Source organism: Herbaspirillum autotrophicum, from assembly GCF_001189915.1.
Taxonomy (GTDB): Bacteria; Pseudomonadota; Gammaproteobacteria; order Burkholderiales; family Burkholderiaceae_D; genus Herbaspirillum; species Herbaspirillum autotrophicum.
Genome location: NZ_LFLS01000021.1, coordinates 41,627 through 63,081 on the forward strand (window position 1 = coordinate 41,627; position 21,455 = coordinate 63,081).

Sequence of the window (21,455 nt, forward strand, 5' to 3'; positions counted from 1 at the left end):
CATCCTCAGAAAGAATAATTGAAACCGCCACCGATGGCACGGATCGTCGTGCCGACACCGGATGAGTAGCCGCTGGCGCCAAACACACCGGTCACCGCGTAGTTGTAATTGGCCAGCGCTTCATTGCGCAACACGACATACTGGGCAAACAATTTGGTCTGCTTATTCCAACTGTAGGAAAAGCCAATGGCTTGCGACGTCGCGCCCATGCCGTCGGTAGAGCAAGCGACGTTGTTGCCGGAAATCATGCTGCACTCACCGGCCAATGCCTTGGCAAAACTGGCGCGCAGTTCCAGCGAGCCGATCTTGTGCGTGACGCCCAGCAAGTAGGCGCGCCGGCGATAGTTGGATAAATCGGTGGAGGTGGTGCTGGTATTGACGACGCCGTATTCGGAATAAGACAAGTCATCCGCAATCAATGAAATCTTGGTGGCGCCAAAATCGTAGGCAATCCCGTAACGCATGCTGAAATCGCTGGACGAGGTCCCTTGCGTGACATGGGTATTCGAACCGACACCGCGGGCGTTGCGCCCGAGGCTGGCGATGCCGAAATAATTGATATGCTGCTCGGCCGCCAGCACAGCCGAAAAGCCGCCACGTTCATACGACAGACTGCCGCCGTACACATAGCCGGTATCCACATCCGGCGCCGCTTTCATGCCGTTGTTGGAAAATGCCAGCTTTAGCTGGAAGCCGGCCAGCTTGGGTGTCCAGTATCCGAGCAGCCCATCCTGGCGGCGGTTGAAAGCCGCATCATCGTTGACCGACGATGATGCACTGCCGACCGGTCCGGAATTTTTGGTGATGCTGGTGACAAAACCGGGAGAGCCGATGATGTTATAGTGGCTGGCGCTGGTCAACGCCCGAAACGGATCGAAGCTGGTGGTACTCTCCTTCATCGGCATATCCCAGCGTCCGTACATCAGCGTGCCAACCGCCGGATGTGCCAGCGCCACACTGGTATTGCGCAAGTCTTGTGAGTGAGTCCAGTCCGGCACCGACTCTGCGCTGCGGTTGGTGTAGTTGAGAGACAATCCCAACTCAAGCTGCCACAACAATTTCCATTGTTCGTACAATCCCACGCCGCCGTGCGCGCCGATATAGTTAACGTTGTCACGTACCCGCCAAAAGCCCGGCATGTTGCGTCCGTTGGCGGTTGCCAATTTGCTCTGGTCCGCACTCGCCGCCAGCGTTGCACCAGTGCGTGAAACATACTCGGGCACCAGTCCCAACGAGCCATACAACACGAACGCCGGATCGGCATTTTCGAAATCCTCGCCTTTGTTACCGAGGTCTGACGCCAGACCGGCAAATGACTGCGGCGCGCCAGAGATTGACACCCAGAAGCGCCGTGCATTGCGCGCTTCGCTGGCGGGATCGGCTCCCGGTGAAAATGCCATGCTGGCATTGAAAATCACATCCTTGTTGTACACATTGACGCCGATCCCGTAACCATAACGCGAGGCCCGGTTGACACTCGGATCCCACGGCGTCTTGTTGATCGTGACCCGACCGGCGTCGGTAAACAAGGCGCCTTCGACGATGGAATTGCCGACGATGCCGAAGGTCTTGCGCAATTCAACTCTTCCCAACAGGCCTTCATCGCCGGCAATTTCGCCGACCGGATAGGCGCGCACGCCATTCGGCCCGCCCAGGCTCATTTTTTCCGAAGCATCGAGATTCTTGTCGGCGTATTGGGCATTGACTGCGCCCAGCAGCGAATAGCCGGCGCCCAGTTGTTGCAGGCGACTGAACGACAAGTTGATTTTGGTGTAATCACCGGCGGCCTTGGCAGTAATCCGGTCAAGTGCCGCATCATTCGGCGTTTCCTTTTCCAGCCGGCCCTTGCCGTAGCGCAGGCTCCAGCCGTTGCTGCCGTTCCAGCCGTCGCGCCAGTCGCCATACAAGGCGGCGGTCCAGACCGTGGCCGATTTGTTGACCGTGGTCGCCGCAGTGGTGTCCTGAAAATGCCTGAAATCTGCTGTCAGCGAGGCGTTGATGTTGGCTTTGCGGGTGCGGTACAGCGCGCTGTTGATAAAGAAGCTGGAGATTTTTGCCTGACCGCTGGCCTGCGCATCTTTCAGATTTTTGCCGACGTTGTATTGCAACTCAGCGACATTGGCGCCAATCGAGAGGCCGCTGCTGCCAATCGGCTGCACGTAGCCCAGTCCCGCAATACGCAAGCCTTCAAATGAATTTTGCGTATTCAACGTGAAGCTTTCGCCGAGGCCAAGCGCATCGTTCAGGCTCAGATTGACCGACAGCCGGTTGGCGCCGGTGTAATAGTTGCCATAGTTATCGATGCCGACCCGTGCCGTGAGCGCCGTCATCTCGCTGATCCTGACCACGATGTCGGTGGCGCCGGCAATTGCCGACGCCCGCAATACCGCCTTGACCGCGATACCGGGAATATCGGCGAGCCGCAACAAGACACTTTCCAGTTCCTGCTCGCGAATCACGGTGCCAGGCTGCAATGCTTCCAGATGGCGCGCCAGAATATATTGATTGAAACGTACCGAACCTTCGGTTTCTGCACTCACCTTGCCGATGACGCCCTCGCGGATGCCAATGACGACTTCGCCGGCACGAACTTCCTGCGCCGGCAGGTAGGCCCGCGCTACCAGATAACCGTGCGCGCGATACCAGGCAGTAATTTTTGCCGCCACTTTTCTGAGCCCGGCAAAATCCAGTTCCTGGCCGACAAATTCACGCAATTCATCCTGTATCTGTACGGATGACATGGATTGATTGCCGGTCACTGCAAAGCTGCTGACCCTGACCCGGATGTCGCTGGCTGGCGGCAGCGGTGCACCGACGTCGTCGGCGACGTCGTTTTCGATGCGCACGCGCTGGCCCGGCGGCGTCAGCGTGCGCTCGGCCGGCATCAGCTGCTCGCGATTGGCATCGAAAATGCTGCCCGAACTCGGCGGCGTTTGCGCCTCTGCCGTCATCGGTGCTCCCGCCAGCACCGACAACACCTGCAATGCCATGATGCGTCGCTTGTGCGCGACTACCCGCTGTCTGTTCATGATGATTTTCTGGTCTCCGCAATTTTTATGCAGCATTGCTGCTGTCGTTTTTATGCGCAGCTTTTATCCGCTGCTTGCATGTACTGCTTGTACTACTGTTTTACGTTCTGGCGGGCCGGGAACAACGCCGCGGCCACTGCATCCGATTCGAAAATTCCGCTGGCATCATGACCGGCGCCTTTCACTTCGATATCAGTGCGGGTCACCGGTGCATCCCACTTCTGCGCCAGGAATTGTTCATAGCGCAGGTAGTTCCGGTGCCGCTCAAGACGATTGCTGCCTTGCAGACGTGCGCCGCAGGCGTTATCGAGCCAGCGATGATTCGGGTTGTTGTCGCGCAGTCCGACCAGATAGGCAACATTGCGCGCCGCATAGCGCCGGAACAATTGCTTGCCGTCGTGACCCTGACCATATGCCGGCATTTCTTCAACGCCGTAGCGATAGTTGTTATAGCCGGGACAAAGAATGTTGCCGACCATGGCAAAGCCGGCGCCGTCCGGGCGATCGCCATCCAGATACAGATACGATGACGGACTGGAGATCACGTAACGGACATTGATGCCGGCACTGCGCACCGTTTCATCGAGATTGTTCAATACCGCATACCGTTGCATGAGCTGAGCGCCGGCCGAGTGGCCGATAAACACAATTTCCTGCAATCCCGGAAACCCGCCGGCGCGCAGATAGCCGGCAATATCATCGAGCACCTGAAACGAAGTGATGCCGGTCCGTCCCTGACTCGATTCCTTGCCTTGCATCCAGCTGCTGCCGGTCCACAACGGCATGTCATATTGCGCCAGCGCGTCAGCGGCAATCGCGAACTTCGGTGCCAGCAACAACGTGGCCGATGGCGCAAGATCAGCCTTGCGCATCAGTTGCATGCCGATCTCGAAATAATGATCGGCGTCACGCTTGACGCCGTGTTCCAGAATGATCACGCGGCGCACCCCGGCCCCGGCCTGAGTGAGGTCCATGTTGGCATACACCGGAAACGGATATTGCTGTCCGGCGGCGCCGATCCTGATGATTTGCGGGGTGACGTCGGCGTGCGCAACCGGTAGCAGTGCGCCCCAGAGTGCCGTCAACAGCAATGAGATCAGTAATGGCCGGCGAATCGCAATCATAGTCGTCTGTTCGTTACGGGATGCGACGCATGTGCTGTGCGCAGTACCACCAATCCCTGTGTCTCTAGTGATGGCGACTGCTTGCTGCTTGCCAATCGCCACTGCCTTATCTTTTGTTGTGGGCGAATTATAGAAGTCGCACAGGCGTATGTAAAATATCTCAATTCAGCACATTCAATACTTTTAAAGTATCCAGATACCAAGCCGGCGGACGCTTCGCCACTGCCGCGCAGGTGACCGGCAGCACAGGTCATCGCTTGATGTCATGAGGAAGAAATATTCCCCCTTAGCTGGACTTGCTGTCCGGCTTACAAAGCCGCCAGAATGACCGCGCCTGGCAACTGTTCGGCGCCCTCAAGAATAATGGCATGGTGATCGCCGGGCCCAATGCGCAAGCCATGAACCCGGTACTGCAAGGTGCCAGGGCGGCCGTGTTCGGTGCCGTCGATTATGTCGCGCTGGGCAATCAGGCCAAGGGCGAAAGCGTTGAAGTGATGTTTCCGAAGAGCGGCACGGTGATCGCACCGCGGCCGATGATGATTTTGAAATCATCGAAGGCGCAAGACGATGCCCGCAAGTTCATCGACTACGTGTTGTCGCCACAAGGTCAGGCGCACGTGGCCTCAAGCCTTGCGGGCTTTTTTCATTCCGGTCAAGACCACTGCGCTGACCGTGTCACCTGCATCGTTGCGTTCCCGTCAGCAACTTCTCTTTGCTCTTGCGACCCCGGCATGGGTAACGAGCCGTACATATCCATGCTGCACCGCGTCGTTTTACCCCCGCTAAAGTGCCGTCTTCATAGCTAAATAATTAAATTTGCATTGCATATAGACATCCAACTTAGTTTACGCAACACTTACTATCTCTATCACATAGTAGTTATTACATAGGAATAGTTATGACGAATTTGATCCAATTAGCAGTTGAAGGCAATGTCGCTGTCATTACTCTGAATCGTCCTGAAAAACTCAATGCGTGGAATACCGAAATGCGTAACGAGATCATCGCGGCATTGCAGGACTTCAACCGCCAGCAGACTATCGGCGCCATCATCATGACCGGTGCCGGCGACCGCGCTTTCTGTGCCGGCCAGGATCTGGAAGAGGCGCACGGCTTCGATCCGCAGCGCGCCGATGCGTGGATGACCGAATGGGAAAACTACTACCGCACGCTGCGCAGTTTGTCCAAGCCGCTGATCATGGCGCTCAACGGCACTGCTGCCGGTTCGGCGTTTCAGGTAGCGCTGCTCGGTGATATCCGGGTCGGCCACGCCGGTTCCAAGATGGGTCAGCCGGAAATCAACTCCGGCATTCCAAGCGTCACCGGTCCGTGGATCATGAAACAGATGCTGGGCCTGTCGCGCACCATTGAACTGACCCTGACCGGCCGCATGATGAGCGCCGCCGAAGCGCATCAACTGGGCCTGATTCACCATCTGGTAGAAGCCGATCAAGTGATGCCTAAAGCCATGGAAATCGCCCGCGAACTGGCCGCCAAACCACCGGTTGCGATGCGTCTGGACAAACAGCGCTTCTTCGAAATGAGCGAGCCGTCCTTCATCGAAACCATCAGCGCCGGCCGTCGCATCCAGTCCGAAGCCTATGGCACCGGTGAGCCGGCCCGCATGATGGAAGAGTTCTTCCGCAAGCGCGGCCGCACCATCGCCGCCTGAAAATTCCTGTCGGGTTCATTTTGTTTCGCATCACGCGTTTGGTTTTCACTTCACTCAGGGAGGTCGTATGACAAAGCACATCATGTCCGGTCGTCGCAATATTCTCAAAATGGCTGGTGGTCTGGCGCTGGCTGGCGCAGTGCCATCGGTATTCAGTCAATCCAAACAATTGGTGGTTGCCGATCCGGGCGGTCCCTATACCGCGGCCTATCGCAAGGCCTTTTACGATCCGTTCGAAAAAGCCAGCGGCATACGCGTGGTGAATGTGGCGCGTGAAGCGCAACCGGTGGCGCAGCTCACGGCCATGGTCAAAACCAAAAACTTTGCATGGGATGTCACCACGCTGACCCTGCAACAAGATGTGCCGATCCTCGAAGAAGGCGGCTTGCTGGAACCACTGGGACTGGTCGCCAGCGACTTCCCCAACATGCTGCAGGGATCGGTCACGCCCGGTTTCCTCGGCGTCGACGTATATGCCACGGTGCTGGCATATCGCACTGACAAGTATGGCAAGAATGCGCCGAAGACCTGGGCTGATTTCTGGAATGTCGAGAAATTTCCCGGCCCGCGTTCGCTGCGCCGCAATGCCATCGACACGCTGGAACAGGCACTGATGGCCGATGGCGTGCCGATCGACAAGCTGTATCCGCTGGATCTGGATCGCGCATTCAAGAGTCTGGACAAGATCAAGAAGCATGTCGCAGTGTGGTGGACCAGCGGGGCGCAGGCGATGCAATTGATTCAGTCGGGTGAAGTCAACATGATTTCGACCTGGAATGCCCGGGCCCAAACCGCCATCGAAGGCGGCGCACCGGTCGCCATCAACTGGAATCAGGGCTTGTATTCAGTCGAAGGCTGGGGCGTGCCCAAGGGCAGCCCGCGTGCCGATATTGCCAAACAGTTCGTGAAATTCTGTGCCGACGCCAAACGGCAAAGTGATTTCACCGACACGCTGGCGTATGGACCGACCGCGCTGGAAGCCTACAAAAACATTCCTGCTGCACGCGCCGCCATTCTGCCCACCGCCCCCGCCAACATCAGCCTCATGAAACCGCCGAGCGGCCAGTGGTGGCACAAGAACCGGAATGCGGCATCAGACCGCTTCAACGCCTGGTTACTTTCCTGAAGCGAATGACATCATGACCGCCAGATTAGAAACTGTAGCAATCAGCAAGCAATATCACAGCGTCACGGCGCTCTCCCCGACCGACCTGCAAGTACAGGATGGGGAGTTTCTGACCTTGCTCGGCCCTTCGGGGTCGGGCAAGACCACGTTGTTGCAGATCATCGCCGGGCTGGTCGAGCCCAGCGATGGCCGGCTGCTGATCGACGGCAAGGATGCCACCCGCAAGCCGGCCGGCGAGCGCGGCATCGGCATGGTGTTTCAAAGCTATGCCCTGTTCCCGCACATGTCGGTGTGGGACAACATTGCCTATCCGTTGCGCATGCGCAAGATGAAAAAACCGGAAATGGACCAGGCCGTCAAAGGCGCGCTGGAAATGGTGCAGATGGGCGAGTACGCACACCGGCTGCCGCGCGAATTGTCCGGCGGCCAGCAGCAACGCATCGCGCTGGCGCGCTGTTTTGTTTACCGTCCTTCGGTGATCTTGCTCGACGAACCGCTCGGCGCGCTCGACAAGAAACTGCGCGAACACATGCAGTCGGAAATCCGCAGCCTGCACAAGGATCTGGGCGCCACCTTCATCTATGTCACGCACGATCAGGAAGAAGCATTGAATCTGTCGGACCGCATCTGCCTGATGAATCAATCGAAGATCGAACAACTCGGTACGCCGCAAGATCTGTATGACCGTCCGCAAACGGCATTCTCGGCGCAGTTCATCGGCTACTCCAACTTGCTTCAGGGCAGTCTGAGCGGCAGCGCCGGGGCGCAGATCTTGAGCAACGGCAGCTTCTCGGTACCGGTTTGCTTATCGCCGGCGACAGGTTCGCATGCCGCTGCCAGCAACGTGACTGGCAGCGTTGCGGATCAGCGCACGCTGGTGGTACGCCCCGAAGATGCGCGACTGGCCAGCAACGAGCACGCTTTTCTGCGCGGTCGCGTCAGCGAAGTGGTGTTTGCCGGTTCCGATTTCCGGGTGCAGATCGATATCGGTAGCGGGCAGCCGTTTGCGCTGCGCTGTGGCCGGCGTGATGCGCCGGCGGTCGGCGACCATGTCGGCATCAACTGGAATCCGGAACATACCGCCGTCGTGGCGCGCTAAGTCTTCTTCACGCGATAAGGATCAACTATGCCTACCTCATCAGGTCGCAAACTCGGCCGCGCGCTCTTGCCCGCGTTGCCGTGCCTGATATTTCTGATCTGCTTTTTCTGCATCCCGGTGATCGAGATCTTGCAGACCGGCGCCTATAACGCCGATGGTCAGGTCAGTCTGGAACAGTTCCGGCGCATGGGCAACGACATCGTGTTTGCCAAGGTGCTGTGGACCACTTTCAAGATATCCGGATTGACGGCGCTGTTTTCCGTCATCATCGGATTTCCGGTGGCCTACTTTCTCAGTCAGGCCAGCGAAAAAATGCGCAACCGCTGGATGATCTGGCTGATGATCCCGTTCTGGACCAGTTATCTGGTCAAGACGTTTGCCTGGATTCTGGTGCTGTCGAAGACCGGCGTGCTGACCTCGATTGCCGTCAGCCTCGGGCTGGTCAGCGATCCGCAGGCACTGGCGCCCTCCATGACCGGGGTCATGATCGGCATGGTGCACGCCATGCTGCCGCTGGCGGTGATCAACATGCTGCCGATCATGCAAGGCGTCAACAATCAATTGCTGCAAGCCGCCGAAACGCTGGGCGCGAATCGACCGGTGGCGTTCTTTTCGATATTTTTGCCACTGGCCGCACCCGGCGTGGCAGCAGCCGGTTTGCTGGTGTTCATCACCAGCCTGGGATTCTTCATCTTGCCGGCCCTGCTCGGTACGCCAAAGGAAACCATGGTGGCGCAACTGGTGATCTCGGCCATCAACGATTTGTTCAATCTGCCATTTGCCGCGGCCTTGTCCTCGGTGCTGCTGGTCAGTGCGGTGGCGGTGTTCATGATCTACGACAAGCTGGTCGGTTTGTCGTCCCTGAGCGGCGAGACCCGTGCCGTGACGCGCAAAAACAGCTTGAGCGGCACCACCGGTTTGCTGATCGCCATGGGCCGCATCAGCGGCTGCGGTCATGCCGCACTGGGACCGCTGACTGCCAAAGTACGCGGCTTCAAGGTCTACAGTTTGCTGATCGTGGCCTTGCTGTCGTTGCCGATTCTGGTGGTGTTGCCGATTGCGTTCACCGATTCGCCGTTCCTGTCGTTCCCGCCCAAAGGCTTCAGCCTGCGCTGGTTCGATGCCTTCCTGTTCTCGCCACTGTGGCAATCGGCGTTCCTGCGTTCACTCGGGGTCGCTGCGGTCACTGCGGTTGCGGCCACCGCACTGGGCCTGGGCGCGGCCTTGTCGCTCACGCGTCTGCCGGCACGCTGGACCAAACCGGTATTCGCCTTTTTGCTGGCACCGCTGATCGTGCCCCGCATCGTGGTGGCGGTCGGCCTGTTCTATCTGTTTTCGCGACTGGGTCTGGTCGGCACCAATCTCGGCCTGACCATCGGCCACACCGTGCTGGCCGTGCCATATGTCGTAGTCACCATGGCGGCTGCGCTGAAGCGTTTCGACTGGCGCCTCGATGATGCCGGCCGGATTCTCGGCGCCTCGGCCTTTGCCCGGCTACGCACGATTCAGTTGCCGATGATGATCGGCAGTCTGGCGGCGGCGATGCAGATGGCATTCATCATTTCGTTTGATGAACTGACGATTGCCATCTTCGTCAGCGGCGGCCTGAAAAACACCTTGCCCAAGCAGATGTGGGACGACATGACCTTGCAGGTGAACCCGACGCTGGCTGCGGTATCGCTGGTGATGGTGCTGGTCATCGCGTTGCTGGTGCTGACCCCGACTTTATATCGCCGCATGCGGGCGCGCGCCTGTGCCGTCTGATGACGACTGCCGCGCCCTTCTCATTTTTATAGTTGATTGATATGCATAATTACACTGAATATTTTCCGGTTCGTTCCACGCAAGACAATCTCGATGTCGTGCCATTGCTGCTGGAAGGCTTGCTGAAAAACGGCCCGCACACGCTGATGGAATTCAACGGTGAAAAAACCAGCTTTGCCGCCATGGCGCAACGGGTCGGCGCAATTCAAGGCTGGCTCAAACGACGCGGCGTGAAACGCGGTGACCGGGTGGCGCTGATGCTGGAAAACGGACTGGAACACGTCGCGCTGATTTACGCGCTGATCCTGAGCGGCGCGGTATGGGTGCCGGTCAATACTCGCCTCAAGGGTCCCGGCATCAGCTATCTGCTGGGCCATTGCACGCCCTCGCTGTTTATCGCACAACGCGCTTTCAGCGACGCCATCAGTGAAGTCCCCGATCTCGCCGGCCGCTTGCAATGGCTCGATGAAATCACGCTCGAACCCGGTGATCAGCGCAGTCCCGCCACGCGTGACATCCTGCCTGAAGATCCGCTGTGCCTGATCTACACCTCCGGCACCACCGGCGCCCCCAAGGGTGTGGTGTTCACCCATCGCATGCTGCGCATTGCCAGCGAAGCGACGCTGATCGTGTCCGACGCCAAGGCCGGCGACCGCCTGTTCATGTGGGAACCCCTGTGCCATATCGGCGGTGCGCAAATGCTGCTGGTGCCGTTCCTGCAAAGTACTGAATTGCATATCGTCGAACGTTTTTCATCGAGCCGGTTCTGGCAACAGATCGCCGCTGCGCAGGCCACCCATCTGCACTATCTGGGCGGCATCCTGGATATCCTGACGCAATTGCCGCCCGAAATGCAACCGGCCCGGCACACGATCCGGGTGGCATGGGGTGCCGGCGTTTCCGCCAAAGCCTGGGACGGCGTGATCGAACGTTTGCAACTTGAATTGCGCGAGTGCTATGGCATGACCGAAGGCTCCAGTTTCGCCACCGTCAATGCCAGCGGCAAGCGCGGCGCCATCGGTCGCGCCCTGCCGTGGCTGCAGATTGAATTGCTGGACGACAAGGAACGGCCGGTAGCCGTCGGCGAGATCGGTCAGATCGTGGTCAGCAGCGCCATCGACGGCTGCTTTTTGCCGCACTATCTGGACAATCCCAACGCCAGTGCCGAAGCAGTACGCAACGGCAAACTGTACACCGGCGATCTGGGCCGCATGGATGAAGATGGCGATTATTATTTCGTCGGCCGCAAAACCGACAGCATGCGCGTGCGCGGCGAGAATGTTTCGGCCTGGGAAATCGAACGCGTATTCGTCATGCATCCGGCGGTGGCGGCAGCGGCGGCGATTGGTATCGCCAGCGACATCGGCGAACAGGAAATCATGCTGTATGTGCAATTCAAGCCGGGCCAGGAGATCGATTTCCCGGCCTTGGCGCAATGGGCCAAGAGCAAACTGGCCAGCTATCAGGTGCCGCGCTACTTCACGGCAACCGGTGACTTCGAGAAAACCCTGAGCGAACGTATCCGCAAGCACTTGTTGCCGCGCGACATCAGCGCCGCATGGGACCGGCAGGCAAAACCGGATGAGATCGTCGCAGAACGACGATAATAGCGGTTTTCTTATTGAAAGCCTTCACTGCAGCGCAGATGGCGATACCAACGATGACTACAGACATCAAAAAGACAGCCGTGAAAAAACCAGCTGCGGCGGCCAAAAGCGCAAACGCCAAAATGAAACCGGTGAAGAACGCCGAGGCCGCCAATACGTCGCCGGCAGGCAATCCGGCTGACGTAGCGGAAAGCAGTGCGGTCGACTCGCCGTTGTATGTCAATTCCGTGGAAAAAAGCATGCGGGTGCTGATGGCCTTCGACGGCCAGCAGCGTCAGTTGTCGCTGTCGCAGATCGCCGCCGTGACCGGTTTTGATCTGAGCACGGCGCAGCGCTTTACCTTCACGCTGACCGCGCTCGGTTATCTGAGCAAGGATGAGGAAAGCCGCAAGTATGAACTGGCGCCCAAGGTGCTCAACTTCGCTTATCACTATCTGGCGTCCAGCGAACTGGTGCGGCGCGCCACGCCTTACTTGCAACAGCTCAGCCAGGAAACCGAAGAAACCACCAATCTGACGATTCTGGATGGCTCGGATATCGTGTTCGTGCAACGTATCGTCAGCCGCAACGTGCTCAACCCGACCGTGGTCTCGGGTACCCGGTTGCCGGCATTTTGCACGGCATCCGGTCTGGCCATCCTGTCGCGCATGGACGAGGTCGACGTCGACCGCATCCTGTCCATGACCGACCTCAGGATGCATACACCGTTCACGGTCACCGATCCGGTCAAGATCAAACAACGGCTGGCCATGTTTCGCGAACAGGGCTATGCCCACATTCGCGAAGAATATTTTTTGGGCGATATGTCCACCGCCGCTGCCGTCACCGATTTTCGCGGACGTGCGGTAGGCGCGGTCAACGTCGCCGTCACCAAGGCGCGCTGGGTGGATGACAACGACGAGCGCCGCTATGCGGATCTGGTCATGTCGGCCGCCCGCGCCATTTCCGTTCAGGGCAGATAAGCCTGCCGGCAACGGCGCGGAGCAATCACAGGAACAACAAGGACAGGACTGACATGAATCAAATCAGGATCGCCGTCATCGGCGGCGGCAATATGGCGTCGGCACTGGTCAAGGGCCTGGCCGGCAACGTCACGGCGGCAAGCAATATCTGGGTGGTCGATGTCAATCCGGCGGCATTGCAGGTGCTCGCTGCGCAATTCGGCGTCAAGACCGGCAGCGATATCGCCGCCGCCATCCAAGGTGCTGACGTGATCCTGCTGGCGGTGAAGCCGCAGCATATGGATCAGGTGCTGCAAGAGATCGCGCCCGGCCTGGCAGGACAACTGGTGATTTCACTGGCGGCCGGTTTGCAAACCCGGCAGTTGTCTTCCGGCTTGCGCGGCCACAGCGCCATCGTGCGCGCCATGCCCAATACGCCGGCGCTGATCGGACGCGGCATGACCGGCCTGTTTGCGATGGCCGGCGTCACGCCGCAACAGCGCGAACTGGTCAGCGCGATGCTGAGTGCAGTCGGCAAGATTCTGTGGTTCGATGAAGAAGGCATGCTCGATGCCGTAACCGGGGTCTCCGGCAGCGGCCCGGCTTATGTATTCCAGTTCATCGAGGCGCTGCAAAAAGCGGCGCAGGAAGTCGGCATCAGTGCCGCCGATGCCCGGGTGCTGGCAATCGAAACCGTGGCCGGCGCGGCGCAACTGGCCGCCACCTCGGAAGAACCGGTGCAGGTATTGCGCGAGCGCGTGACCTCCAAAGGCGGCACCACCTTTGCCGGTCTCACCAGTCTCGGCAATGACGGTTTCGACAACGTGGTTGCCAATGCAGTGAAAGCCGCCGTTGCCCGCAGCCGCGAACTGGGTGCGCAGTAGTAACACCGCTGCTCCCGGGCAGACTAGTCCCCTGCCCGCGCTGTCGCCAGCCACCACGCTGCGGCGGCCAGCATCGATACCGCCACGGCGAGGCACAACACAATGCGCATGCCGGCCACCAGCGGCTGAAATGCCGTAATGAGAGTGCCAAAGATGGCGACCCCGAGCGCGGCGCCGGTCTGACGCGCCGCATTGAGGACCGCTGCCGCCACCCCTGCACTCTCCTTGCCGACCGTGCTCATGGCCGGAGCGGTCGCGGCCGGCGAGATGAAGCCCGACGCCAGTCCGATCGCCAGCATCGGCGCTACCGCCAACCAATACGATGAAATCCCTGCCGCCGCCAGCAAACCGAGCGCACCGGCGGCATACAAGCCGAACGCCGCGCACATGGACCCGCGCCGGCCACCGCATTTGACCAGCCGGTTGGAAATGAGGCTGCCCAGCGCCACCATGATCGTCATCGGCAGGAAGGCGAGCCCGGCCGCCAGCGGTGAATAACCTTTGGCCTGTTGCCAATCCAGACTGGTGACGAAAAACAAACCGTAGAACACGAATGCCGATGCCATCGAAACGCAGGTTGATCCGGCGAAGATGCCGTTATTGAACAAGGCCAGTGGCAGCATCGGCTCCCGGTGGCGCAGTTCGGCCACGAGAAATACCACCCAGGCGATTACCGTCAGCGCGATCCCCGCCACGATCACCGGCGATCCCCAGCCCAGCGCGCGGCCTTCGATCAGCACCGCAATCAATCCGCCCAGCGCGATGATGGCCGACAATTGCCCCGCCAGATCGAAGCGCTGCGCCGGCAACGCAGTGGCGTCACCGGGAATGCGCAGCGTCATCCCGATTCCCAGCAAGCCGACCGGTACATTGACAAAGAAGATGCTGCGCCAGTCAAACAACTGAATCAGTATGCCGCCCACCAGCGGTCCGGCCGCCATGGCGATACCGCCGCAAGCAACCCAGATGCCGACGGCGCGCGCCCGCTGGTGCGGATCGGGGCAGGCCTGATTGATCAGTTTCAGCGAACACGGCACCAGCATGGCGGCCCCGGCACCCTGCAAGACGCGCGCCATGACGAGCGTTGGCAGGTCCGGCGCCATGCCGCACGCCACCGATGCCAGGGTGAACAACGCCAGCCCGGCCAGATAGATATTGCGCGCGCCCCGGCGGTCGCCCAGCTTGCCGCCGCTCAGCAACAGGCTGGCAAACGCCAGCGTGTAGGCATTCATCACCCATTGCAGTCCTTCGATATGGGTCGCCAGCGACGTGGCAATATCGTTCAGCGCGACATTGACGATTGAGGTATCCAGCAAGACGATGACATAGCTGACGCTGGTGGCGGCCAGCACCCGGCGCGCCGTCAAGCCCTCCGGATCGCGGCCCGGGATTGCCTGCAACCGCGCAGGGCGGCTGCCTGTTTTGATATTGGTGTTGTCAGTCATCCTCGGGTCCGCGGCAAAAGCATGGAGCCTAACGTGGATGAGATGCCGCATGCTTCGCTACGTAGCGAAGCATCGTGACCGGTCTGAGGACAGCGCCGGTGAACGCGGATCGCGAATGCCGCACCGTCACTGGCGGTTGCCATAGCTTGCCGCGCCGGGCAATGCCGCCATCAGGATATTGCTCAGCGCGTTCCCTGCCGCCGGAACTCACGCGGCGTCATGCCATGCGCGCGCCGGAATGCCCGGCTGAAATCGGAGGCACTGCGAAAGCCGGCAGCGTAGGCGATATCGATGATCGGGCGCTGCGGGACCCGCACCAGAATCACGCTGGCCTCTTGCAGACGGCAGCAGCGGATGTAGCGGGCCAGGCCGCCCTCGGCGCCAAACATGCGGTACAACGTGGGACGCGAAAGTTGAAAGGCGGCCTGGATGGTGCCCGGCGACAGCCGTGCCGAATCCAGCCGGTCATTGATATAGTCGCGGATGCTGTCGATCAGGCAATTGCGTTCTGCGGCCTTGCGCCGTATCGCTGCGGGTGATTCACTGCGTTGCCGCACGCCGCTGCGCACGCCGCCGAAGCGGTGCTCCGGGGCGGTCGCGCCAGAGGCTGATACCGCCGGCTGCGGACCGGCGCTCATATATTGCATTTTTATCATCCTCCTCTGCAGCCTTGTGAATGCACGTCACTGTAGGACCTGCGCCGCCCGCTTGTCTGTAGCACAAACGCGCTACAAAAGCGGCGGCCCGGCGGCGTACAATGGCACTCCTATGCCAGCCACTCCAGACAGTCCTGCCGCCACCATCCACGTCGCCATCGTCGAGGATGATCCCGACTTTCGCGCCGCCTTGAGCAAGGTGGTACAAGCCGCACCGGACATGCGGCTGGCGCACACCGCAGCGACCCGGGCCGAGGGCTTGCTGATGTTGCAAGGGCCGCCGGCCGATGTGTTGCTGGTTGATCTCGGTTTGCCCGATGGCTCCGGCATTGACGTGATCCAGACCGCCGTCGTGCAATGGCCAAGCTGCCACATCATGGTCAGCACCAATTTCGGTGATGAAACCCATGTCATGCGCTCGATTGAAGCCGGTGCTGCCGGCTATCTGCTGAAAGACAGTTCGCCGGCCAGGATGAGTGATGAAATTCGCAGCCTCGCCAGCGGCGGCAGCCCGATCAGCCCCATCATCGCGCGTCAGGTATTGGCGCGGTTTCGGGCCGGTGCAAGCGGCCAGGCCGGCGCCGCGGCAGCGCCGGAAGCGGCCGCGAACACTGAAAAAGCGGCAGCGGCCGCCGGCCTGTTGTCGGCGCGGGAACGGGAAGTGCTCGACTACATTACGCGCGGTTTTACTACTCACGAAATAGCACGTCTGATGCAGTTATCGCATTTCACGGTACGCACGTTCGTGCGCCGCATCTACGACAAACTCAAAGTCACCTCCAAGACCGAAGCCATTTACGAGGCAAGGACCCTTGGTTTGCTGCCCGATTAAGTACCGTGTCGCAAACCGATGCCGGTCGGTTATGATGCCGACATGAAACTGCGCCCGGCCTCCCTTTTTTCCAGTGCGATCTTCGTCTTTTCTCTGGCGTTGCTGGTCGCCGTGGGTGCCTGGTATCTGCAGACCAGCAATGCCGGATCGGCGACCAGCCTCCATCTGACGCATGCCGAATGGCAGGATACGGATACCCGCGTCACGGCCGCGCCGCCACTCAGCATTGACCGCAGCAGCTTGCCGCCGACGTGGCAAGCCATCGTGTTGCCGGCCACCTTGCCGGTGAACCCGGGGCCGCAGACACAAACCGGCGATGCCGGCCAGACGCCGCTGCGCACCACCTGGATCCGACTCACGCCGGACGAGCGCAACGTCGCTGCCGGTCCGCTGATGCTATATGGCGCGCGCATCAAGACCAGCGGCAACGTGACCCTTTATGCCAATGGCCGGCTGGTACAGCGGGTGCAAGCGCAAGGTGAACTCTGGAACAGCTTGTTCACGCCCTTGTGGGTGCCGCTGGATCAGGCTGTCGATGGCGCACCGTTACAGGAAATCCTGATCCGTGTGGAGCACGCAGCCGAAACGCCGGTGGGCTTGTCTTCGCTGTGGATCGGGCCGGCGGCGGCATTGCAAGGCCGCTATTACCTGCGCCAGTGGTTGCAGCGGGAATTGCCGGCCACGCTCAGTGCCGCCTTCATGGCGGTCGGCATTTTTGCCCTGTTCGTCTGGTTCAGACGCCGTCATGAAACCAGCTATCTGCTGTTCTTCAATCTGGCGGCAGTATCGTTCGTCGGCCATCTGCACTACTACGTCAGCCTGCCGATTGTCAGCGACTGGTTTGCGTGGCTGACGGCGAACGCCTTGTTCTGGTTGCTGATGGTGATCCATCTGTTTTTGCGTCAGTTGCACGGACAAGCACTGACCTGGCTGACCCGAGCCGTGGTTGGCGTGACCCTGCTGATCAGCATCCTCAGCATGCCGGTGCCGGGCATCCTGCCGGTCTATCCGAGCACCTCGCTGCTGGTGCCGCTGGTGTATGCCATCGCGGTGATCATGGGGGTGGTGGTCAGCGTCACGGGCGCCCTCTGTTCCCGCGGACGTTCGCGCGACGGTCTGCTGGTGGCGGTCGGCGTGGCGGCCTCGACCCTGCTCGGGATGTCCGACTGGCTGCTGCACAACAATGTCATCGGTCCCGAAGGCTGGTTCCTCGGCGCCTATACCAATGCCGTCACCTTCGCCATGTTCGGCACCTTGATGTACCGCCATTACGTCGGCGCCATCGCCGCAGTGGAACAGCTCAATGCCAGTCTGGCGCAACGCCTGCAACAACGCGAAACCGAGCTGGAACTGAGCCATCAGCGCCTGCGCCAGGCAGCCCTGCGCCAAAGCATCAGTGACGAGCGTCAGCGGCTGATGCAAGACATGCACGATGGGCTGGGATCGTCATTGATCAGCGCCATCCGTTCGGTAGAACATGGCGGCGTCAGCGACAGCAAGATATCGCAAATACTCAAGGACTGTCTGGATGATTTGAAGCTGACCATCGATTCGATGGAGCCGGTGGAAGCGGATTTACTGTTGTTGCTGGCGACCCTGCGCTTCCGGCTGGAGCCGCGTCTGGAAGACACCAATATCAAGCTGGTCTGGGAAGTACAGGAACTGCCGGCGCTGGACTGGCTGGAGCCGTCCAGCGCGCTGCATATCTTGCGCATCGTGCAGGAAAGCATCGCCAATATCCTGCGCCATACCAGTGCCGACAGGATCCGCGTGCACACCGCAGCCGAGGCAGACGGCGTGGTCGTCATGATTGAAGACAACGGTGCCGGCTTCGACCCCGACCAGGCGCTGCTGCGCGCCGCCGGGCGCGGCTTGCATAATCAGCAGCGACGCGCCAGATCCATTGACGGCAGCGTAGCCTGGCACTCGACCGCAGCCGGCACCCGTTTTACGCTGTGGCTGCCGCTGCGGCGCCAGGTGTCTGGCGCCTAGACGCATTCAACACCAGCGCTCAACACCACAGCCGATGCAAGGTATCGCCAAACCCGCCGCGCGCGCGACAGGCAAAGCGGCTGCTGGTCTGGACCCGGGGCGCGGCGCTCCATGCGATCTGCACCCCGCATGCCAGCAGCGCCTGCACCAGCGCGACATCTTCGCCACAGCGCAAGGCGGAAAAGCCGCCGGCGCGCAAATATGCGGCCGCCGAAACGCCGAGATTGGCGCCATGAATATGCCGGTGTCCATCGTGATCGCGATAGCAATCGTAAAACCGTTCCCGCAACAAGGCACCGCGCGCACCGTGTACGGCCCAGTCCAGCACCGACACCGTGCCGCATACCGCATCGCTGTCCAAAGCCAGTTGCCGCGGCAGCCAGTCATGCGAGACCACGCTGTCGGCATCGGTAAATGCCAGCCAGCGCGCTCCCTGTTGCAGCAGGTAACGGGCGCCGGCAGCGCGTGCCGTACCGACACTGCGCGCCCCGATCTGCAAACACTCGACCTCAAGTGCCGCTGCCAGCAGCGCCGACCGGTCGGTACAGGCATCCAGCACCACGACGATGCGGACCTGTTCCCCCATCAGCCCGGGATGACGCGCCGCGACTTGCAGCGAGAGCAGGCAGCCACGCAGGAAATCTTCTTCATTGTGGACCGGGATCACCACGCCGATCATGCCAGCCCCTGTTGCTGCGCAATGGACGCCGGCTGGCGGCACCACATGTCGAGCAGGAAATCCTCATCCTGATAGTGCGCCATGCGATGCAGCGCCGGTATGTTGTCGAAGCCGGCGTGAATGCTTGCGGTATCGTGCAGGCGTTGCGGAAAATCGTGACGCCAGTGACAGGCCAGCAGTACGCCGTCGTCCGCCAGCGAACCATTGATCAGCGCCGGCAGCCGCTGCAAGGCCGCGGCATCCAGATAGTAGGCCAGTTCACTGATGACGATCAGATCGAAGCTGGCGCCGAGATGCGCGGGCCAGTCGGCCGGCAAGGTCATGTCGATGAAGCGGGCATGACAATGGGGCTGATGCCCCGGCGCAAAGAAATTGGGCTGGCGTTGCTGATATTGCTGCCAGCGGCGACGCGCAATATCCACCGCTGCCGGTGCCAGATCGCCGGCCAGAATGTGGTCGCAATGCGGTCCCAGCGCCAGCGTCAGCTCGCCGGTGCCGCAGCCCGGTTCGAGCGCATTGCGGAAGCGCCGGCGCGGCAGCATCGCTGTCAGCAGCGCGCGTTTGCGTTGTTCGTACCAGTTATCTTCAATCCGCCACGGATCGTCGCTGGCCTGGTACAAGGCGTCGAAATAGTCGGATGACATGGCCCGCATGCGCCCTCCTCGGTTTTTCAGTGACATGGTGCAAAAACAATCTACACAAAATAAATTTCATAAGGCCGCAGAAAGTGCGCCAGTACTTCATTGCTGAGCACGGCGGCATTGCCGGTCGACAAATCCGGTTCCAGCTGGCTGCGATAGCACTGCAGCGCTTGCGCCTTGCGCTCCACCTGTTCTTGATCGAGTGCCAGTTTGCGCGCGCTGTGCCACGGTATGTCGCCATCATCGGGCTGACGCCAGTGCCACAGCCAGACCGGCACTTCGATCACATGACAACCGATGCGGCGACCGACATCACGACAAACTTCGCCGACTGCATCGTGATCCGGGTGACCGTCCAGATGCCAGCTCGCCAGCAAGGTATCGCTGCGCTGCACATAGGCCAGCAGCAGATCCTGGAGTTTGAGGCGATGTTCAGCGACCCGGCTGTCCGGAATATTGGCGCGCATGATGTCGACCTGCACCAGTTCCAGCACCCCCAGCGCAGCGATGGTTTCCGCCGGCCGCAGCTGCGCCAGCAAACCGGCGCTCATGGCGGAGCCACTGGCATGACTGCCCTCGCCATCCGACACCGCAATCAGCAAGATATCGCGCCCGGCTTGCGCCAGCGCCATCAGCAAGCCGGCACAACCCAGCACTTCATCATCCGGATGCGGTGCCACCACCACCGCCCGCGATCCGGCCGGCACCAATTGCGCCGCGCCAACCTCCGGCACTTGTGCCATGCGGGGGTGTTCACGCCAATGCTGTTCGACCGTGCCGGGATGATTTTGCAAGCGCTCGGCAGGCGTTGAAATCACAGTTGCCATGGGTGTTCTCGCTCGCTTCCATGTTGCTCTGCGCAAAAGCGACCCAGTGCTGCCAGATCGCGTTCAGCGTGACTTTGGCGCAAAAATACCGGCAAGTCGGCCAGCATCCGGCTGGACCACGGATCCCGGCAATACGGCGCCGCCCCAAGCGCCTGGCCCAATGCCTGCATCACTTGCGTGGCGGCCCACTCGCACCCCAGCCGCACCCGCATTGCGCTGTGATAGCTGTCACCGAGCGGGGCCGCATCTATCTCTTGCGCGGCCGCGCGCAAGGCGCACGCTGCCAGATTCAAGGCCATGTCGGCGCGCCCCAGATGCGCCAGGGCATGAGGGTCGTTACGGGCAGTCAGATGCTCCCGCAGATAATGAACCAACTGCGCCGCCGCCCCGTACCAGCAGGCCGCGATACCTGCTGCGCCATGCCAGAACCCGGGCCGCCGCGTGTAGAAACCGGGGCTGCCGATGGTGATCCCGAGCGCCTCATTGAATTGCACATTGACGCTCATGGTGTTGGCCATGCCGACAGCATGCCAGCCTTCATCCGAGATCACGATGCCGGACTGGTACAAATCCACGGCCACCAGACAAGGCTGGCCTTGCTCGTTCCAGCCGCTGAGGATGGCGTGGGTCAACACCCGGGCTCCCGAGCACCAGGCTTTGGTGCCGCTCAGCCGGACTTCCTGACTGTCCGTACCGCCGGCAGCGCGGATCTCGACCCGGGCTTGCGGCGGTTCGGCACACCACACGCCCCAACGGCTGTCAGCCACCGGTGGCGTCACGCCGGCCTCGGCCAGAATCGCCAGCGCATCGGTATGCCCTTCGTACAATTTGGTCAGGCTCAGGTCATGTGCCGCGACTGCCGCCAATGCCTGCCAACGCAGCAAGATATGGCCGTCACCTGGCAACACCAGACGGTCCAGCCCGGCCTCGATCATGGCCGCCAGCAACAAGCCGGTAGTGTTATTGACATCCAGATCAGTGGCGCTCTGGCGCTGGTCAAGAAAAGCGCGGATGGCAGGCGCCTGATCAATACCGATTGCCGAATGCATCAGCACCTCCGGAGATGAAATAAGAGAAATAAAAAGGTCAGAACACAGCGCGGGCTATACCAACCAATGCCTGCCACCGGTCGCGCCC

At 60.6% G+C, this 21,455-nt stretch carries 18 protein-coding genes; 10 read left to right on the top strand and 8 right to left on the bottom strand.

All coding sequences use genetic code 11. The features are described 5' to 3' along the window. Window positions 1-5: 5 nt before the first annotated feature. A complete protein-coding gene (locus AKL27_RS16600; protein ID WP_050464019.1) occupies window positions 6-3,029 on the bottom strand; it encodes a ShlB/FhaC/HecB family hemolysin secretion/activation protein in 3,024 nt (1,007 codons plus the stop codon). 92 nt (window positions 3,030-3,121) lie between these two features. Further along, the gene (locus AKL27_RS16605) at window positions 3,122-4,153 is read right to left on the bottom strand and encodes an alpha/beta fold hydrolase (RefSeq protein WP_157056963.1); all 1,032 of its coding nucleotides are present in this window, start codon (window positions 4,151-4,153) and stop codon (window positions 3,122-3,124) included. Window positions 4,154-4,449: 296 nt separating this feature from the next. On the opposite strand from AKL27_RS16605, the gene AKL27_RS28760 reads away from it, so the two are divergent. The 8 genes from AKL27_RS28760 (at window position 4,450) to proC (ending at window position 13,246) form a co-directional block, all read left to right on the top strand. Further along, entirely contained in the window at window positions 4,450-4,959 is a 510-nt protein-coding gene (locus AKL27_RS28760) for an extracellular solute-binding protein (RefSeq protein WP_332308351.1), read from the top strand. Between the two features lie 92 nt (window positions 4,960-5,051). Then, window positions 5,052-5,825 (top strand): enoyl-CoA hydratase/isomerase family protein, encoded by a 774-nt coding sequence (locus AKL27_RS16615; protein ID WP_050463970.1) that lies wholly within the window; start codon window positions 5,052-5,054, stop codon window positions 5,823-5,825. 67 nt (window positions 5,826-5,892) lie between these two features. Beyond that, on the top strand, window positions 5,893-6,951 hold the full coding sequence (locus AKL27_RS16620) for an ABC transporter substrate-binding protein (protein WP_050463971.1): 1,059 nt from the start codon (window positions 5,893-5,895) through the stop codon (window positions 6,949-6,951). 13 nt (window positions 6,952-6,964) lie between these two features. Next, entirely contained in the window at window positions 6,965-8,050 is a 1,086-nt protein-coding gene (locus AKL27_RS16625) for an ABC transporter ATP-binding protein (protein ID WP_050464021.1), read from the top strand. Window positions 8,051-8,077: 27 nt separating this feature from the next. Further along, the gene (locus AKL27_RS16630) at window positions 8,078-9,814 is read left to right on the top strand and encodes an ABC transporter permease subunit (RefSeq protein ID WP_050463972.1); all 1,737 of its coding nucleotides are present in this window, start codon (window positions 8,078-8,080) and stop codon (window positions 9,812-9,814) included. 41 nt (window positions 9,815-9,855) lie between these two features. After that, window positions 9,856-11,421, top strand: a complete 1,566-nt coding sequence (locus tag AKL27_RS16635; RefSeq protein WP_050464022.1) for an AMP-binding protein — start codon at window positions 9,856-9,858, stop codon at window positions 11,419-11,421. Window positions 11,422-11,543: 122 nt separating this feature from the next. Beyond that, the gene (locus AKL27_RS16640; RefSeq protein WP_050464023.1) at window positions 11,544-12,383 is read left to right on the top strand and encodes an IclR family transcriptional regulator; all 840 of its coding nucleotides are present in this window, start codon (window positions 11,544-11,546) and stop codon (window positions 12,381-12,383) included. Between the two features lie 53 nt (window positions 12,384-12,436). Then, window positions 12,437-13,246: a pyrroline-5-carboxylate reductase gene (gene proC / locus AKL27_RS16645; RefSeq protein ID WP_050463974.1), complete on the top strand. Its 810-nt coding sequence runs from the start codon at window positions 12,437-12,439 to the stop codon at window positions 13,244-13,246. Window positions 13,247-13,269: 23 nt separating this feature from the next. On the opposite strand, the gene AKL27_RS16650 is transcribed toward proC, so the two are convergent. Further along, the gene (locus tag AKL27_RS16650) at window positions 13,270-14,691 is read right to left on the bottom strand and encodes an MFS transporter (protein ID WP_083439113.1); all 1,422 of its coding nucleotides are present in this window, start codon (window positions 14,689-14,691) and stop codon (window positions 13,270-13,272) included. Between the two features lie 182 nt (window positions 14,692-14,873). Beyond that, window positions 14,874-15,338 (bottom strand): helix-turn-helix domain-containing protein, encoded by a 465-nt coding sequence (locus tag AKL27_RS16655; RefSeq protein WP_050463975.1) that lies wholly within the window; start codon window positions 15,336-15,338, stop codon window positions 14,874-14,876. A gap of 121 nt (window positions 15,339-15,459) precedes the next feature. Here AKL27_RS16655 and AKL27_RS16660 point away from each other — a divergent pair, with 121 nt between their 5' ends. Further along, window positions 15,460-16,179, top strand: a complete 720-nt coding sequence (locus AKL27_RS16660; RefSeq protein WP_050463976.1) for a response regulator transcription factor — start codon at window positions 15,460-15,462, stop codon at window positions 16,177-16,179. Window positions 16,180-16,221: 42 nt separating this feature from the next. Continuing rightward, the gene (locus AKL27_RS16665; RefSeq protein ID WP_050464025.1) at window positions 16,222-18,171 is read left to right on the top strand and encodes a sensor histidine kinase; all 1,950 of its coding nucleotides are present in this window, start codon (window positions 16,222-16,224) and stop codon (window positions 18,169-18,171) included. Between the two features lie 19 nt (window positions 18,172-18,190). On the opposite strand, the gene AKL27_RS16670 is transcribed toward AKL27_RS16665, so the two are convergent. From AKL27_RS16670 to AKL27_RS16685, 4 genes are read right to left on the bottom strand one after another with little or no spacing between them, the layout of a single operon-like run. Next, complete coding sequence (locus AKL27_RS16670) at window positions 18,191-18,850, bottom strand: glycosyltransferase (protein WP_050463977.1); 660 nt, start codon at window positions 18,848-18,850, stop codon at window positions 18,191-18,193. After that, entirely contained in the window at window positions 18,847-19,494 is a 648-nt protein-coding gene (locus AKL27_RS16675; RefSeq protein WP_083439117.1) for an SAM-dependent methyltransferase, read from the bottom strand. The genes AKL27_RS16670 and AKL27_RS16675 overlap by 4 nt, the downstream gene beginning before the upstream one ends. Window positions 19,495-19,544: 50 nt before the next feature. Then, on the bottom strand, window positions 19,545-20,318 hold the full coding sequence (locus AKL27_RS16680; protein ID WP_050463979.1) for a PIG-L deacetylase family protein: 774 nt from the start codon (window positions 20,316-20,318) through the stop codon (window positions 19,545-19,547). Next, window positions 20,306-21,367: an acyl-CoA dehydrogenase family protein gene (locus AKL27_RS16685; protein WP_083439115.1), complete on the bottom strand. Its 1,062-nt coding sequence runs from the start codon at window positions 21,365-21,367 to the stop codon at window positions 20,306-20,308. The genes AKL27_RS16680 and AKL27_RS16685 overlap by 13 nt, the downstream gene beginning before the upstream one ends. Window positions 21,368-21,455 lie beyond the last annotated feature (88 nt).